Source organism: Streptomyces sp. NBC_01439, from assembly GCF_036227605.1.
Classification (GTDB): Bacteria; Actinomycetota; Actinomycetes; order Streptomycetales; family Streptomycetaceae; genus Streptomyces.
On the sequence record NZ_CP109487.1, the window covers coordinates 6,418,654 to 6,434,626 of the forward strand.

The following is a 15,973-nucleotide window of genomic DNA, read 5'->3' on the forward strand; positions in this document are numbered from 1 at the left end:
AGAGTGGGGAGCAACGAAACGCCCTCGCGCCGCTCCCTCTCGCAAAGTCGGCGGCACGAGGGCCTGGCACCCCTTGGAGGGCCCGTGTATCACCGTACGCGCTACCCCATCCGTCGCCGACCCGTCCGGGACCGCCGCCCGGCATGTCGGAAGGGCATCCTCACGCACCTCCTCCGTGTGGCTGGGGGAACTGCTGTGACCACGGCGGTCACGGTAGGGCTCAACCACCTGATCCGCTGAACCGACGACTCCCTGTCGCGGCCCGAGGGTCGCCCAGCAGCCGGCGGTGGGGGCGAGGACGTTCAGCGTGTGGACGCCCGGCCCCCAGTGCGGCCCTACGCAAAGTAATTGTGCGCAGTAGGCGAGTATGGGTCAGAGTGTGGGGAGCCCGGGGCGACCCGCGTAGTGAAGCGAGAACCCTGGCGGGCGGAGTTTTCCGAAGCTCCGCGGGTGTGGTGGGAGTGCGGGACGCAGAGGAAGCGGTGTGGCGAACGCCTAACACTCCCCGTCGGAGCGGGATTGAGGAGGATGCAGGCAGATGGAAACGGATAGATATGTCCGATCCCTCGGCATCGTGGCAGGTGAGACGCGTCACTGAAATGGGTTCGAGTCCCACCCGCCCCACTGCGAGCCGCAGGTGCAGAAACGATCGCACCTGCGGCTTCGGTGTTTCCGGCGCCGTTGTGCCCTCAGGCGGGCCGGGCGCACGCCTGTGGCGGGGAACCGCCCGGGAGCGAGCCCCCCGGGTGACCTGCTCGCGCCGTCGGCGCGGCACGCGGAACGCCGCCTCCTCTGCCGCGTCGCGCCCGCCCGTACAGGACCGTGGCGGTCGTCGCCCTGGAACGGCGACCCCGGCGGCGCGCATCAGCGGCGCCCGGCCGCGCCGCGGCCCGTTCCGGCGGCCGGCTCAAGGCCTTGCCCCGGGAAGACCACGCCGCTCGCGGAAGGTCCTTGCGGCCGGGTGGACGGAGCCGGGAGATGGCCCGCTCGCGTGGCCCGCCATCACGGCGACTGCTCCTCGCACGGCCGGATTTCTCGCGCCGGGAATTGTCGCCGCCGATCCCATCATGTGACGAGGAGCTGACCATCCTGTCGTTCATACGCTGACGCCGTGACGGAACAGCTGGTGGTTGACGGTCTCGGAGCGGGTTGGACCTCTGTGGTCAGCGGGCATCTGCGGTGGATCGAGGGGCAACTCGACGGCCTCGGCCTGCCGACCGAACGGTCCGACGAGCTGCGGGCCCGGCTTCTCGCGGTCCAGGCACGGGCAGCCGACCCGCAGTTGCGGGTGGCCGTCTTCGGTGAGGCGTCCAGTGGCAAGAGCACCCTGCTCAACGCCTTCCTGCGGCGCCGGTTGCTGCCCTCCTCCGCCCGCGTGACGACGCGTACGACCACGGTGCTGGAATACCGCGAGGGCGCCGAGGGACTGACGGTGAGGACCGCGGACGACTCCTACCTGGAGTGGCCGTCCGCGCCGTTCGCCGGGTGGGCGGGGCGGGGGCGGGAGGCCGGGCCGGACACGTTGGAGCGGGCGCTGCAGCGGGTGCTGACCACGGCACTGGCGGACGAGGTGGCCAGTTTGCGGGTGCTCTCGCCGGTCCGGCTGCTGGGCGGCGGAGTCACGGTGATCGACACCCCGGGGTTCAACGTGACCGAGCGGGGGCACCGGGAGCTGGCCGAGGCCGCGGCGCGGCACGCGGACGTGGCGCTCGTGGTGGTGCCCGCCGTCGCGGCGATGTCGTTGACCCTGGTGGACTTCCTCACCGGTCCGCTGCGTGATCACCACGACCGGTGCGCGTTCGTCCTCACCAAGCTCGACCTCCTCGACGAAGACGAACGCTCCGAAGCCGTCGCGGTGGTCGAGCGCCGGCTCAGCGAACTGGGATGCACGGATCCACTGCTGCTGCCCTGCGCCCCGGGCAAGGCGTTGGGCGAGATCGAGGCCGTCGGCGTCCGCGGGCCGGGCCATCTCGCGTCCTTCCTCGAGGTGGAGGCGAGCATCGCGCAATTCGCCGCGGACAGCCGCCGGTCGGCCGTCGCCGCCACGACGCTCGGGCTGCTCTCGGAACTGCTGGCGGCGGTGGAGGAGACGGCCGAGGCCCGGCGGGCCGCGCTCGGCCGGGGAGAGCGCGAGCTGGCGGCCCTGACGCTGCCGGACTTCCCCGCCTTCCTCGACACCTGGGCCGCGCGCACGCGGCACCGGGCCGCGACCGAGCTGACTCCCGCCCTGAACCGGGCGTCACCGCATTCCCGTACGACGCTAGAAGTGAAAGTCGGCAACGCGGTGGCGGGCGAGAAGATCAACGACTTGGCCGGCGCCGCGGAAGAGGTGTCCCGTCTGGTCCGGAACCACTTGCGGCAAGACGCCCAGCAAGCCGCCCGCAGGACGGCGAACCGGGCCGGCGAGGTGCTGAGCGCCGCCGCCGCGGAACTCGCCCGTGACTTCGAAGCCCAGTACAGCGCGCTGGTCGACCTGGCCGGGGAGACCAGGACGGCTCCCCCCGTGCCACCGGTGGTGTGGCCGGACCCGCCCGCCCCGGACATGTCCGACATCGACCGCGCGCTCAGCGCGATCGGCACCCAGCTGACCGCCAGCGGCAAATGGCGTACCGGCGGCGGGGCGATGGCCGGCGCCCTGGCCGGCGGTCTCGTCGTCCCGGGCATCGGCGCCGTCGTCGGTGGCGTGCTCGGCGCGCTCATCGGGCGCCGCGGCCCCGATGCGACCCGGGAGCAGTTCCTGCAGCAGGTCAGCCCGGTCATCGCGGCCGCGCACGAGGAGATCGGCGCCCTCGCCTCCTGCCTGCCGCGCGTCGCGGACAGCCTTGCAGAGAGCGTCGCCGCGCTGCGTCGGCAGTACGACGACGAGTGGCGCGAGGAGATCGCCGGGCTCACCGCAGCCCATGACAGGCGGCGGGCGGAACTGGCCGCCGGGATCGCTCACGCCGAGGAAACCGCGGTGGCCGCCCGACGGCGCCGTGACGAAGTCGCCGCCCTGCGGCGCCGCACCAGCCGGAACGTCCCCATCCCGAGGAGCCGTGACCAGTGACCACTACACCCCCGCCCACGGCGGACTCACCGCCGGAAGACGAACCCGCCACCCCCGTGGCCGATGTCGCCAGCGCCGCCCCCGGCTGGCTGCGACAGGCCCGCCAGCTCGCCGAGGACCACGGCCAGCACTCCATCCGGGAGGCGCTGGACCTGCTGGCCGCCGGGCGCGGCCGGCCCGCGTTCCGGATCGCGGTGGTGGGCGAGTTCAACCGCGGCAAGTCCACGGTGATCAACCGGCTCCTGGACCGTGACCTGCTGCCGACGGGGCCCCTTCCGGCCACGTGGGCACCCGTGGTGATCCGGGCCTCCGACGAGGAGGGACTGACCCTCGGCTGGCCGGACGGCCGCCGTGAACGGCGCAAGCTCGACGACGACACCCTCTGGGACGGGCTGATCGGGCCCCCGACGGAACGCGAGCCGGGCGCTCCCGCAGCGCCCCCGGAGCCCGCCGTGACCGTGACCGTGGCGCATGACTGGCTCGCCGGTCTGGACGCAGAACTGGTGGACACGCCGGGGGTCAACTCCGGGACGGAGGAGCAGTTCGAGCAGGTGCGCCGGACCGCGGCCGGCAGCGACGCCGTGCTGTTCGTCGTCTCGGCCCTCTCCCCGGTGAGCATCACCGAGCGGCGCCTCCTCGAAGAGGAGGTCCTCTGTCGGCACGTACCCTTCGTGGCCGTCGTCGTGACCATGCTGGACCTGGTGGACGGTGACGACCGCGAGGAGGCCGTGCGAGACCTCAGGGCACGACTGTCCGGCCTGCCCGTGCTGATCGCCCCGGCGCCCGGCGGAGGCGAGTCCGAGCTCGCCTCTCTGCGCTCGCTGTTGGAGGGGTTCGCGCGGGACAGCGAACGGGCGCTGTGGCGTGACAGGGCGATCGCCGCCCAAGTGGCGGACCACTGCGAGGTGATGGCCCAGATCGCCGCCGAGGCCGACGCGGCGGGTCGGCTGTCGAAAGAGGAGGTCGCGGAACGGGCCGAGCTGGCGCAAGCGCTGCGGGAGAGCGAAGACAGGGAGTGGGACCGAATCCAAGGCAATTTGACGGCACGTCAACTCCAGCTCGGTACCCGTCTGCGTGAACACGTCCAGAAGGGGCGCGACGGCATCATCGAACGGCTGCGCTGGGACCTGGAGCGGGCCTCCGACCCGGGCACCTGGTGGGAACGCGACCTGCCGGTCCGGCTGGGGCACGAACTGTCTCTGCTGGCCCGAAGCTCCGAACGCACGGTCCTGCTGCCGGCCATGGCCGCGGACACCGACTGGCTGGACCGGGAAGTGGCGCACAGGCTGCCGGGTGCGGCGCGCAGCCCACTGCCCGGGGCGTTGGAGCTGTCCGCCGAGGCGGACGTCGCCGGCGAGGTCTCCAGCCTGTCCAAGACCCGCTTGGCCACCCGGTTGGGCGCCCAGGGCGGTTCGATCCTCGGTTTTCTGATCGCCTACGCCCGCCAGCGCCAGCGATCAGGCTCCGGCCGGTCCGGAGCGCCACCGATGCTCTACAGCGGCGTCCTGAGCCTGGTCGGCGGTCTGCTGGCCGAGACGCACATCAGGAACGCCACCGAGGAGCGGCGCCGCCAGGTCGACGCCGTCCTCGTGCGGGCGGTCGACGAAAGTGCGGGGGCCTTCCAGCGGCGGGCCGTCGACGCACTCGGTGAGGTCTACGCGGACGTGTTCGCCCGACTCCGCGAGTCCCACGGGGCCTGGGCGGACGCCCGGCGGGCGGCGGCCGAAGCACCATCGGCATCCGGTACGGACTGGCCGCGCCTGGCGAGCGCCGCGACGGAGCTGGCCGGCCGCATCCGTTCCGCACTCGCCAGCGGCGTGCGGGTCGGGGAGGAAAACGAATGAACCAAGGAGAGGACGGCCTACCCATGACGACCGAAGAAGGCGGTTACGCTGCCGCCGACGCACAGCGGGAGCGGCTGGCCGAGATGTGCCGCGGGGCGCAGAAGGCCGCCGAGCAGATCGGCAACAACGGTGCCGTCAACGACGTGGCGGCGCTGCTCGAACGGATCGAGAACCAAGTCTTCCACGTGATGGTGGTCGGGGACTTCAACCGGGGGAAGTCCACCTTCGTCAACGCCCTGCTGGGAGACCGGGTGCTGCCGGTCAAGGCGGTGCCCGCCACGGCCGTGATCACCGAGGTCAGGTTCGGCGAATCGCCGGCCGCACTGCTGTGGACCGAGGACGCGGACGAGCCCGAGGCGGTCGACCCGGCCCGGCTCATCGAACTCATCACGGTGAACAACGCGACGGGCGCCGAGCGCAGCCCGTACGTCATGGCCGAAGTGTCCTGGCCGCTGGAGCTGTGCCGCCACAACGTCGTACTGATCGACTCGCCCGGCCTCAACGCGTACGCGACCCACGACGGCATCACCCTCACTCACCTCAGCAAAGCGGATGCGGTGATCTTCCTGCAGCACGCGATCGCCCCGATGAGCATCAGCGAGTCCGATTTCCTGGAGAAGTACCTGAGTGCGTACGACCCGTTCTTCGTGTTCACCTACTTCGACGCCATCGACGATCACGAGCGCGACGACGTCGTCCACTCGGCCCGGCGACGCATCACCACGCTGCGGGGCGAGGACAGGGACGAGGGCCGGTTCTTCTTCGTCGACGCCAAGTCGGCGCTGCGCGCCCGCATGGCCGAGGACGACGGGGCGTTCCGCCGCACCGGCATGGACGCGGTGGAGAGGCAGCTGGAGCGGTACCTCGTGACCGATCGCCACAAGGTCAAGTTGCTCGCCCCGGCCCGTACCCTGTGCGACGTCGCCCAGGAACTGCGCCACAACATCCCCTCCGAGCTGAAGATGCTCGAGTCGGAGAAAGCTGACCTCGAACGGAACTGGACCGCTGCCCAGCAGCCCGTCAAGGAGCTGGAGGCGCTGGCCCGCCAGATCTCCTTGGACATCCGCAACCAGACCCGTGAGCTGCAGGACCGGGTGGAGAGCCTGCTCGGGGGCTTCCTCACGGGCATCGCCGACGAGGCGCTCCCCATCGCACAGAGCGTCGACATCACGACCAAGCTCGGCATGAACCCCCTGAAGGCCAAGGAACGCGCCGGGCAGGTGGCGGACGAGATCGCCAACGGCACGGTGAAGGCCATGGAGGAGAAGGTCGCCCTCTGGGTGACCGGGTCGCTGAAACTGGTGATCGAGCAGGAGCGGGAGCGGCTCGCCAAGCGGCTGAACGCCGAACTCGTCGCTTTCGACGAGTCACTGGCCAAGCTGCGGATCGAACTGCAGGGGGCGTCCGGCGCGGCCGTCGGGGGAGATCTGGAAGCCCAACCCCTGACCCGGTTCCTGGCGGGCGTGGGCGGGTGGGCGATCGGCGGGCCGGCGGGTGTTCTGGTCGGGACGCAGTTCGGGGCGAAGGAGGCGTTGCGTACGGTCCTGCCCTCTCTTGGCGTCGCCCTGGCCTGGTTGTTCACCCCGTTCGGATTGCCGACGTTGGTTGCGGCCTGGATCGCTCAAGGCTTCTTCCAGGTCAATTTCGCCGGTGACCGCGTGGAGAAGAAGATGCGGGAGGAGATCGGTCGCGCGATGGCCACCCAGCTGCGGATTGCGGCACCCACGCAGGCGCGGGAGGCCGCACGGGCCTTCGCAGCGGAGACGATGGAGCCCTTGGAGAGGCAGATCAGCCACGCCATGTCCTCCCGGATCGAGGAACTCACCCGCAGTGTGGTCTCCGCCCGGGCGGCCCTGGACCAGGGCGAGGAGGCGGTCGAACAGCGCCGCACCGAACTGAGCCGGCTGGACGACCTCCTGAGCCGGGTCGACGAAGAGACCGGTGACCTCATCGCCGAGTTGACGAGGATGTGATGGCCCGGTACCGCAGACGGCTGTGCTTGGCCGTGGACCTGCGCAAGTACAGCCGTCACGGCTATCGCGCGCAGGAGGACGCGCAGTACCGGCTCCGGCTCGTGGTCGAGCACGCGCTGCGTCGGTCCCGGGTGCTGCGCGTCCGTGCCCAGCAGCAGGTGCAGGGAGACGGCCAACTCGTCGTCTTCCCCGCCAGGATCGATGCCGTACGCGTGATTCCCGCCCTGGTCCACGGCCTGCGGGACGGTCTCTACCAGGCGAACCGCACGCCCGGCGCCTTCGGCCGGATGCGGATGCGGGCCGCCCTCGCGATGGGGGAGGTCTCCCGGGCCGACCGCGGGTACCTGGGCGACTCCGTCGTCCTGGTCAACCGGCTGGTCGACTCGGACGGACTGCGCGGCGCCCTCGAGGACGCAGAGGGGAGCGACCTGGCGCTGGCCGTGCCGGACGACATGTACCGGGACGTGATCCTGCCCGACGGGCGGGGGCTGGCCGCCGAGTTCCGCCGGATCGAGGTGGCCGTCGAGAAGAAGGAGTTCGCCAGCGGTGCTTGGCTCCACGTGCCGCCCTCGGCTCCCGTCCGGGATCCCAGGCCGGAGCCGGTGATCTGGGGTCATTCGCCGACCCGTACGGCGATGCGCGAGTTCGTCGTCCCGGCGCTGGGTGCCGCCCACCTGGCGGCCACGGCGCTCTCGCACGGTTCGCCGCTGCGGGAGTGGGTGCTGGGGGGCTCCGGCACCGGTGTCTCGTACGGGGGCGGGGAGCGGGACTTCGAGGACACGGACGGTACGGACGGCACGGACGTGCACGAGGACGGTCTGGTCGACGGCCACCCCCCGGGGCGGCACCGGTCGGGCGCCCACCACGGGAGCGGGCCTCACGCGAGCGGCCACGCCGGAGCCCCCCGGCCCCCGGGCCCGCACCACGCCCCTGCGCACCACGCCCCCGGGCACGACGGAGATCCGCACCACCACGATCCCCATCACGCCGATCCGCACCACCAGGACGCGCACCACGGAGATCCGCACCACCACGATCCCCATCACACCGATCCGCACCACCAGGACCCGCATCACGACGATCCGTACCACCAGGACGGGCACCACACCGATCCGTACCACCCGGACCCGCATCACGACGATCCGGGCCACCACGACCCGTACCACGACGATCCGGGGCACCACGACCCCGGTCACCACGACCTCGGCCACCACTTCCACCACGGCGGGCACTGACCGACGGCCGAACGCGGCCCGGTTGTACGAGAACTGGGCTGGGGGACGTCTACACCGGCCGCGGTGTCGGGCGGGTGGGGGTGGTGGGCGCCGCGGCGACCCCGTGGCCGATGCCCGCGGGGACGTTCCGTTGAGGGGCGTCCCCGTCGGCGACGAGCGTCAGTACCGATAGGTCCCTGACCAGGACCCGGCGGTAGCCGGTCTCGACGACGCCCCGCTCGCGCAGGGAACGCAGTTCCCGGTGCACGCTCGGTTCGGAGGCGCCGACCAGCTCCGCCAACTCGGGCTGCGTGAGCGAAACCCCGATCGAGACGCCGGTCGCGCAGGGGTGCCCGTACGCCCGGGCCAACTCGAGCAGGACCCGGGCCACCCGTGTCCCCACCGGGCAACCGCCGAAGTCCTGCCGTCGCCGCGTCGCCCAGCGCAGCTTCCCGGCCACCGTGCACATCACGGCCTGCGCCGCCTCCTCGTACGTCGCGAGGAGGTCCAGGAACGGCTGCCGGCCTATCAGTTTCGCGCTGCCCGTTCCGGCGGCCACCACCGTGGCGACCCGGGGCTGGGCATCGAAACAGGCCAGCTCGCCGACGAGGTCCCCGCCGGCCCGGACCGCCAACAGACCCTCGCGATCGTCCTGCGTCCGGGCCAGCACCTTGTACCAGCCGCTGAGGAGGAGGAACACGTACGAGCCGTACTCGCCCTCCCGCAGTAATCGTTCGCCCCGCTCGAATCGCACGTCCCGCCCGAGCCTGACCAACTGTTCGCGGGGTTCCTCGGAGAGTCGGCCGAGAAGACTCGCCGCTGGCCAGTGACTGTGCCCCGGCCGTTGAGCGGATCCGCCGACCCCCATAGGTAACGTCATGTACGGGACCCCTCGAATCACTGTTCGTTTTAGGTGGAGATGCCTCCTGCTGGCCCATTGTGTGCCGACCCGATGGTTCGGGCCATGAGAATGACTGTTTTGTTGTTGCGTTCGGTGTTTTCGTCGTCGCACTCGGTCGGAGCTGGTGGCGCCGAAGCGGCCCCCGCGGACCCGTACCCCCGGCCGAGGGGCGCCGGGGGTGCGGGAGTCGGAGCCGGGTCGGTCAGAAGTCCTCCGTCTCGTCCGTGAGGTGGCGCAGTACGTCCGTCAGGTCCTGTCGGCGGGCGAACGCCACCCGCTGGCGGTGGGCGCCCGAGCCGTCGCGCAGGAGGCCCGCCAGGGTCTTGGCGGCGTGGTCGAGGTCGCCGGCGGCGGCCAGTTCCGGGGCGACCAGGTCCAGCAGGGCCTCCGCGAGGTCCGCCGCGGGGAGTTCCGTTCCCGAGTACGGGTCGAGGCCGAAGCCCTCCAGGCCGTCGTGGGCCGCCCGCCAGCGCGCGAGGCGCAGTACGTCGTCCCGCACGGCCGGTTCGGGCCGGCGCTCCGCGATCTCGCGCAGCGCCGTGGAGACCAGCGCGCGGGCCAGTTCGGCCTGGAGGACGGCCGAGTCGATGTCCGGGGACATGTCGGGCGCCCGGATCTCGAGCGTCGGCCAGTGTCCGGAGGGGCGGAGGTCCCAGTAGACCATCTTGGTGTCCAGGGCCGCCCCGGAGCCGAGCAGGGTCTGCACCGAGCGCCGGAAGTGCGCCGTGGACGTGAAGTGCGGGGGCAGGCCCGCCGAGGGCCAGCCGGACCAGGCCATGGCCCGCCAGCTGGCATGACCGGTGTCACGGCCGCCCCAGAACGGCGAGTTGGCGGCCAGCGCGATCAGCGTGGGCAGCCAGGGTCTGATCCGGTTGGACACGGCCACCGCCGTGTCCACGTCGAGCGTGCCGATGTGAATGTGGCGGCCGCAGCTGACCAGCGTGTCGGTGAGCGCGCCGAAGCGGCGGTGCTGCTCGCGCTGGCGCGGCAGGTCGTCGGTCAGGTGCAGCGGTCCCTCCACGGCGACGACCGGCGAGGGGGCGGCCAGCAGCCGGCAGCCGTGGGCGCGGGCGGCCCGGCCGACGGTGCGCCGCAGCGCGGCGAGCTCGGCGCGCAGCGAAGCCGCCGAGTGGGCTATCGGGGTCGATATCTCCACCTGGTAGCGGGTGCCTTCGGGGTGGAGTTCGCCGGGCAGCCCGCCGGCCGTCGCCAGGACCAGCGGGGCGGCGGGAACCACCCGGAAGCTGCGGGCGTCGACGAGCAGGAACTCCTCCTCGACGCCGACGGTGAGGGGGACGGCGGGGCGTCCCGTGTTCTGCGTCGTGCCGGTGCTCGCGGTGCTGTTGCCAGGTTCGATCACTACGCCTCCCTGGACATACGAGTCTTTTCATCATGAGCTGAACCCGAGGTGAGGAGCGCACGTCGATTCGGTCAAATGTCCGATGATAATGGCGAGTTACCGGTAAAACGCCGCCCGGTCCGGGAATCCGGAGCAGGGTGTGGCGACTGTTGCCGGTGTGTGAAAGGGCCGAAATTCCAGGAGGGCGCCGGACGGTCGGTGATTATCATCCGATGTGACTCCGACGACCGCCCCACCCCGGCTCTGGCAGCGCATATTCGCCGACCTCACGCCGCTGAGCGCATCCGCCGACTACCGGCGGCTGTGGTTCGGCGGAACCATCTCGTGGGTCGGGCAAGCGATGACCACCCTCGCCATCTCGCTCCAGGTCTACGACATCACCCGGTCCAGCTTCTCCGTCGGGCTCGTCGGTCTCTTCTCGCTCGTCCCGCTCGTCGTCTTCGGCCTCTACGGCGGCGCGATCGCCGACACCGTGGACCGGCGCAAACTCGGCCTCTACAGCTCGATGGGCGCCGCCGCACTCTCGGTCGTGCTCGCCGTCGCCGCGCTGCTCGACTTCCACCGCGTCTGGTTCCTGTACGCCGTCGTCGCACTCCAGGCGGTCTGCGGGGCGCTCACCGGGCCCGCGCGGTCCGCCATGATCCCGAGGCTGCTCCCGGTCGAACAGCTGCCCGCCGCCAATGCCCTGAACTCGATGACCATGACCTTCGGGTCGATGGTCGGCCCGGCCCTCGGCGGGGTCATCGTCACGGTCGCGGGCTACGGGACGGCCTACCTGATCGACGTCGTCACCTTCGGCGCCGCGCTCTACGCGATGTGGAAGCTGCCGTCGATGAAGCCGGACCGGGCCGAGGGCGCCCGGGGACGGGCTTCCGTGCTCGACGGACTGCGCTTCCTCGGCACCCGGCCGAACATTCGGATGACCTTCTTCTCCGACCTGGCCGCCATGGTGCTCGCCCAGCCCAAGGCACTGTTCCCGGCCATCGCCGTGCTCTGGTACGGCGGCGGCCCCGGTACGGTCGGCCTGCTGGTCGCCGCGCTGGCCGCCGGAGCGCTGCTCGGCGGGCTGTTCTCCGGCTGGCAGGGCCGCATCCGCCGGCACGGGCTGGCGATCCTGCTGGCCGTCGCCGGCTGGGGGTTGGCCGTAGCGGCGTTCGGGCTCAGCCGGAACCTGTGGCTCGGCATGTTCTTCCTGGCCCTGGCCGGGTACGCGGACACCGCCTCGATGGTGTTCCGCACGACCATGCTCCAGGCCGCCACCCCCGACGACATGCGGGGCCGCTTGCAGGGCGTCTTCATCATCGTCGTCGCGGGCGGGCCCCGGCTCGGTGACTTCCTCGCCGGGACCGCCGCCGACTTGATCTCCCCGGGCGTGGCCGTCACGGGCGGCGGGCTGGCCTGTGTGCTGGTGCTGGGTCTGCTCGCGCTGCGGTGGCGCAACTTCGCCCGGTACGACGCCCGGTCCCCACAGGCCTGACAGCTGGGCCTGCCGGGACTGCTGGGGCCGCCGGGTGGGCTGCCGCCTGCTGCCCGTCGGTGGGTACCGACCTGCGTGCCGACCCGTGCCGACCCGTGCCGACGCGTGCCGGCCCCCGGCGCGACCGGCCGGACTACGCGTCCACCGGTTCCCGGGTCCGGTCGCCGCCTCCGCTACCGGTGTTGACGGTGCCGACCGGTTCGAAGAGCAGGATCTGTGCCTCCTCCGCCGCCGCCGGGCAGTGTTCGACCCCGCGCGGGACCACGTACATCTCGCCGGGTCCCAGGACCACCTCCCCGTCGCGCAGGCGGATCGTCAGGGTGCCCCCGACCACCAGGAACAGCTCGTCGGTGTCCTCGTGGGTGTGCCAGACGAACTCCCCCTGGAGCCGGGCGGCCTTGACCTCGTAGTCGTTGACGCGGGCGATGCGCCGCGGGGCCCACTGCTCGGTGAAACCCGCCAGCTTTTCGGCGATGTTGACCTTCTGTTTCGTCATGCGGACAGCCTGTCGGCACGCCCGCGGACGGTCTTGTACGTTCCTGACATGGCCGCGATACGTCCGCCCAGCACCGTGTCCGCCTGGCAGCCGCCGGTGCCCGGCATCGCCGAGGTCTTCCACGCCCGCTTCACCGAGCACGCGTACCCGGCCCACGTGCACGACACCTGGGCGCTGATGATCCTCGACGGCGGACGGGTGGACTTCGCCCTCGACGGGGAACGGCACGGCCTCGGGGTGTCGGACGCGGTGGTCCTGCTGCCGCCCGGGGTGAGCCACGACGGGCGGACCGTGACCGAGACCGGTTTCCGCAAGCGCGTGTTGTACCTGGACACTTCGGTGCTCCCGGAGCGGCTGACCGGGGCCGCCGTCGACACCCCGCTGCTGGCCGACCCCGCGCTCCGTGCGCGCGTGCACGGGCTGCACCTGGCGCTCGCGGAACGGGACCCCTTCGAGGCCCAGTCGCGCCTGGCCTTCCTACGGGAGCGGCTGCACCGCCGGCTGGCGGGGCGCGCGGCCGAAGGGCGGGGGCCCGTGCCGGGCGCGCGGGTCGCCGTACGGCTGCGCGAGCTGCTCGACGCGCGGGTGGTCGAGGGGATCACCCTGGAGGAGGCCTCGGTCGAGCTCGGACACCTGCACCCCACGCACCTGATCCGGACCTTCAAGTCGGCGTACGGGCTGCCGCCGCACGCGTATCTGACTGCGCGACGGGTGGCGTTGGCGCGGCGGCTGCTGCTGGCGGGGGTGCGGCCGGCCGAGGCGGCGGTGGCGGCTGGGTTCTACGACCAGGCGCACCTGACGCGGCACTTCGGGCGGCACGTCGGGATCAGCCCGGCGCGGTTCGCCCGATCCGGCCGGTCGTGAGGGGAAGCCGGCCGGTCGTCCGGCTGTCGCAGCGCCGGGTCGGGCGGCGTCAGGCCCCGTCGGCCGGGCCGACGATGCCGCGGGCGACCCCCAGGGCGACCAGGTCCTGGGGGCGGACGCGGAGTTGGTCCGCCGTGGCGGGCGCGGCCGCCGGGGGCCGCTTGAGGATGGCCGCCGCCAGTTCCGGGGCGATCACCGAGAAGTAGCTGTCCGGTGTGGCCCAGGTGTTCCCCGGCGCGGCCAGCGCGAGGGCGCCGCCCGAGCCGCCCTCGCCGATCAGCAGGGTGGTGACGGGGACGGTGGCCGCGGCCACCGCCGCGAAGGTGTCCGCGATGGCCGCGCCCGCGCCCGCGTGTTCGGCGGCGGCGTCGTTGGCCGCGCCCGGGGTGTCCACCAGGGTGAGCACCGGGATGCCCAGCCGGTCCGCGAGGCGGATGACGCGGGCGGCCGTACGGTAGCCCGCCGGGCGGGTGGCGGTGCCGCACTGGGCGGCGTAGGCGACGGCGCGGCCCTCGCGCAGCCCGAATCCGCACAGCATGCCGGGGTCGGTGCCGCCCGCCCGGTCCCCGGAGAGGGGCAGGCGGAGCTCGAAGTACGCGTCCAGGTACGCGGCGGCGTGCGGCCGGTCGGGGTGCCTGGCCTGCAGGACGGCGTCCCATCCGGTCCGCGGCGGGCTCGCGTCCGCCAGCGCGCCAGGCGGCTCCAGCGGCGCTGCGGGGCGGGGCGCGGCCAGGATGCGGAGCCAGTCGGCGAGGGTGCCCGGCAGCTCGGCGGCGGGCACCACGGCGTCCACGTGACCGGCGGCGTACTGCCCTTCGGCGCCGTAGGCCGTGGGATCGGCGTCCGCCGGACGCACCCGGGACCCGGCGAAGCCGACCTGGGCCCCGGGGAGCGCGAGGACCACATCGGCCCCGGCCCCCAGGGTGGCCCAGCCGCCGCCCGTGGTCGGATCGCGCAGGACGGCGAGCTGCGGGAGCCCCGCGGCCCGGGTCAGGACGCACTGGCGGGCCACGCGCTGGAGCTGGGTGAGGGCGAGCATGCCCTCCTGCATCCGGGAGCCGCCGGTGGCGATCAGCGAGACGAGGGGGAGCCGGTGTTCGCGGGCGTGGGCGTACGCGGCTTCGAGCCGGTCCCCGGTGCGCTGCCCCAGCGAGCCGCCGAGGAAGCCGAACTCGAAGGAGATGACGGTGGCTTCGCGGCCGCCGACCCGGGCGGTGCCGGTGACCACGGACTCCTGTTCGCCGGTGCGCTCGGCGGCGCGGGCGCGGGAGTCGTCGTAGCCGGTCCACTCCAGGGGGCCGTCGGCGGGCGACTCCCGCCGGGGCGCCGGGAGTTCGGTGAAGCTGCCGGCGTCGGTCACGGAGGCGATGGCCGCGCGGGCCGAGAGGCGGGTCGTCACGGGGTCACCCCAGGTCGGGTCGTCGGTTGACGGTTGACGGTTGACGGTCGTCGAAGTCGTGTACGGACGACAGTACTTGGACCGGGTGGCGCCGGGGCGCCCGGCGGTGGATCCGGACGGCGTCGGTGGACGGTGGCGACCGGTGCGGCGCGGCCGGGACTCGCCGGTCACGGGAGCGGGAGGGCGATCTTCACCGCGTACGCGGCGACCAGGCCGTAGCCGAGGCGGAAGGTCCAGACGCGGGCGCCGTCCGGGACGCGGGTGCCGGCGAGGGCGCCGAGCGTCACGAGCGCCTGCTGCCAGAGGAGGGAGGCGGCGCCGACACCGAGGAGGAAGGCGGCGCCGGCCGCTCCGGCGCCGAGGGCGGCGCCCTGGGCGGTGGTGAGGGCGGCGAAGTAGAGGGCGGTGGTGGGGTTGAGGGCGGTGAGGCCGACGTACCGGGCGAAGGCCTTGGCCGGCCGGGCCGCGGGCCGGGCGGACACGGTGTCGGATGCCGCGGCGGAGTCCGAGACCCGGACGGGGGCCGAGGCCCGGGCGGGGGAGGCCCCGTAGAGGCCGCGCGCCGCAATGACCAGCAGGATCACCGCCGAGGCCAGCCGTACCCAGGCCTCGACCGGGGCGACGTGGGAGGCCACCCAGGGCCCCAGGGCGGTGGCGAGGGCTGCGTAGCCGAGGTCGACGGCCGCGATTCCCGCGGCCGCGGCCACGGCAGTGCGGCGGTCGCGCATGGCCTCTTGCAGCAGCAGCACGCTCATCGCCCCCATGGGCATCGCCACGCCCAGCCCCGCGGCCGCGCCCGCCAGCGTCGGTGTCATCAGTTCGCTCATGGGGCGAGCGTCGGGCCCGGCCTTCGGGGGGCGAGCGCGCATACCGGGCCCGGCTGCGAGAATCGCGGTATGGACCGCCTCGACAGGGAAATCCTCGGCATCTTGCAGCAGGATGCGCGGATCTCGTACCGGGACCTGGGAGTCCGTGTCGGCCTCAGCGCCAATGCCACCGCCGACCGGGTCCGACGGATGCGCCGCGAAGGGGTGATCCGCGGGTTCACCACGATCGTGGACCCGGCGGCCGACACCGCCGGCGGGCTCGTCGTCTTCATCGACGTCACCCTGCGCCAGGACACCACCAACGAGGAGTTCGAGCGGCAGGTCGCCAAGCTCTCCGGGATCACCGAGGTCGTGCACGTGACCGGCGAGCACGACTACCTCGTACGCGCCCGGGCCGCCGACCCCGCCGCCCTCGACGGGCTGCTCCGCCGCATGAAACGGGAGGCGGGGGTGGCCCAGTCCAACACCCGGATCGCACTGCGCGCGGCCACCCGACCGGGCCAGTACTAGGCCGTCCCTTCCGGATCTTGCCGGGCCCGCGACGCCCGGCCCGGCACGCCGCGGGCCCTACC

At 72.7% G+C, this 15,973-nt stretch carries 12 protein-coding genes; 7 read left to right on the top strand and 5 right to left on the bottom strand.

Going from position 1 to position 15,973, the window contains the following annotated elements; genetic code table 11:
- Window positions 1-1,111 precede the first annotated feature (1,111 nt).
- The 4 genes from OG207_RS29020 to OG207_RS29035 are packed head-to-tail and all read left to right on the top strand — an operon-like array spanning window position 1,112 to window position 8,098.
- Complete coding sequence (locus OG207_RS29020; RefSeq protein ID WP_329102303.1) at window positions 1,112-3,046, top strand: dynamin family protein; 1,935 nt, start codon at window positions 1,112-1,114, stop codon at window positions 3,044-3,046.
- On the top strand, window positions 3,043-4,890 hold the full coding sequence (locus OG207_RS29025; protein WP_329102304.1) for a dynamin family protein: 1,848 nt from the start codon (window positions 3,043-3,045) through the stop codon (window positions 4,888-4,890). Before OG207_RS29020 ends, OG207_RS29025 begins: the two co-directional genes overlap by 4 nt.
- A gap of 23 nt (window positions 4,891-4,913) precedes the next feature.
- On the top strand, window positions 4,914-6,863 hold the full coding sequence (locus tag OG207_RS29030) for a dynamin family protein (protein WP_329102306.1): 1,950 nt from the start codon (window positions 4,914-4,916) through the stop codon (window positions 6,861-6,863).
- Window positions 6,863-8,098 (top strand): hypothetical protein, encoded by a 1,236-nt coding sequence (locus OG207_RS29035; RefSeq protein ID WP_329102308.1) that lies wholly within the window; start codon window positions 6,863-6,865, stop codon window positions 8,096-8,098. The genes OG207_RS29030 and OG207_RS29035 overlap by 1 nt, the downstream gene beginning before the upstream one ends.
- A gap of 49 nt (window positions 8,099-8,147) precedes the next feature.
- Here the strand turns inward: OG207_RS29035 and OG207_RS29040 are convergent, their stop codons facing one another.
- A complete protein-coding gene (locus OG207_RS29040) occupies window positions 8,148-8,831 on the bottom strand; it encodes a Crp/Fnr family transcriptional regulator (RefSeq protein ID WP_329102310.1) in 684 nt (227 codons plus the stop codon).
- 349 nt (window positions 8,832-9,180) lie between these two features.
- The gene (locus tag OG207_RS29045) at window positions 9,181-10,338 is read right to left on the bottom strand and encodes a carboxylate-amine ligase (protein ID WP_329102311.1); all 1,158 of its coding nucleotides are present in this window, start codon (window positions 10,336-10,338) and stop codon (window positions 9,181-9,183) included.
- Between the two features lie 214 nt (window positions 10,339-10,552).
- Here OG207_RS29045 and OG207_RS29050 point away from each other — a divergent pair, with 214 nt between their 5' ends.
- Window positions 10,553-11,815, top strand: a complete 1,263-nt coding sequence (locus OG207_RS29050) for an MFS transporter (RefSeq protein ID WP_329102313.1) — start codon at window positions 10,553-10,555, stop codon at window positions 11,813-11,815.
- Between the two features lie 133 nt (window positions 11,816-11,948).
- On the opposite strand, the gene OG207_RS29055 is transcribed toward OG207_RS29050, so the two are convergent.
- Window positions 11,949-12,311: a cupin domain-containing protein gene (locus OG207_RS29055; protein ID WP_329102316.1), complete on the bottom strand. Its 363-nt coding sequence runs from the start codon at window positions 12,309-12,311 to the stop codon at window positions 11,949-11,951.
- A 48-nt stretch (window positions 12,312-12,359) separates the two neighbouring features.
- Here OG207_RS29055 and OG207_RS29060 point away from each other — a divergent pair, with 48 nt between their 5' ends.
- Window positions 12,360-13,175 carry a helix-turn-helix domain-containing protein gene (locus OG207_RS29060; protein WP_329102318.1) on the top strand — a complete coding sequence of 272 codons (816 nt, stop codon included), beginning with the start codon at window positions 12,360-12,362 and terminating at the stop codon, window positions 13,173-13,175.
- A 49-nt stretch (window positions 13,176-13,224) separates the two neighbouring features.
- Here OG207_RS29060 and OG207_RS29065 read toward each other — a convergent pair whose 3' ends face one another.
- A complete protein-coding gene (locus OG207_RS29065; protein WP_329102320.1) occupies window positions 13,225-14,574 on the bottom strand; it encodes a carboxyl transferase domain-containing protein in 1,350 nt (449 codons plus the stop codon).
- Between the two features lie 167 nt (window positions 14,575-14,741).
- Window positions 14,742-15,401, bottom strand: a complete 660-nt coding sequence (locus tag OG207_RS29070) for a LysE family transporter (RefSeq protein ID WP_329102323.1) — start codon at window positions 15,399-15,401, stop codon at window positions 14,742-14,744.
- A gap of 69 nt (window positions 15,402-15,470) precedes the next feature.
- On the opposite strand from OG207_RS29070, the gene OG207_RS29075 reads away from it, so the two are divergent.
- The gene (locus tag OG207_RS29075; RefSeq protein ID WP_030012642.1) at window positions 15,471-15,911 is read left to right on the top strand and encodes an Lrp/AsnC family transcriptional regulator; all 441 of its coding nucleotides are present in this window, start codon (window positions 15,471-15,473) and stop codon (window positions 15,909-15,911) included.
- The last annotated feature ends 62 nt before the right edge of the window (window positions 15,912-15,973 follow it).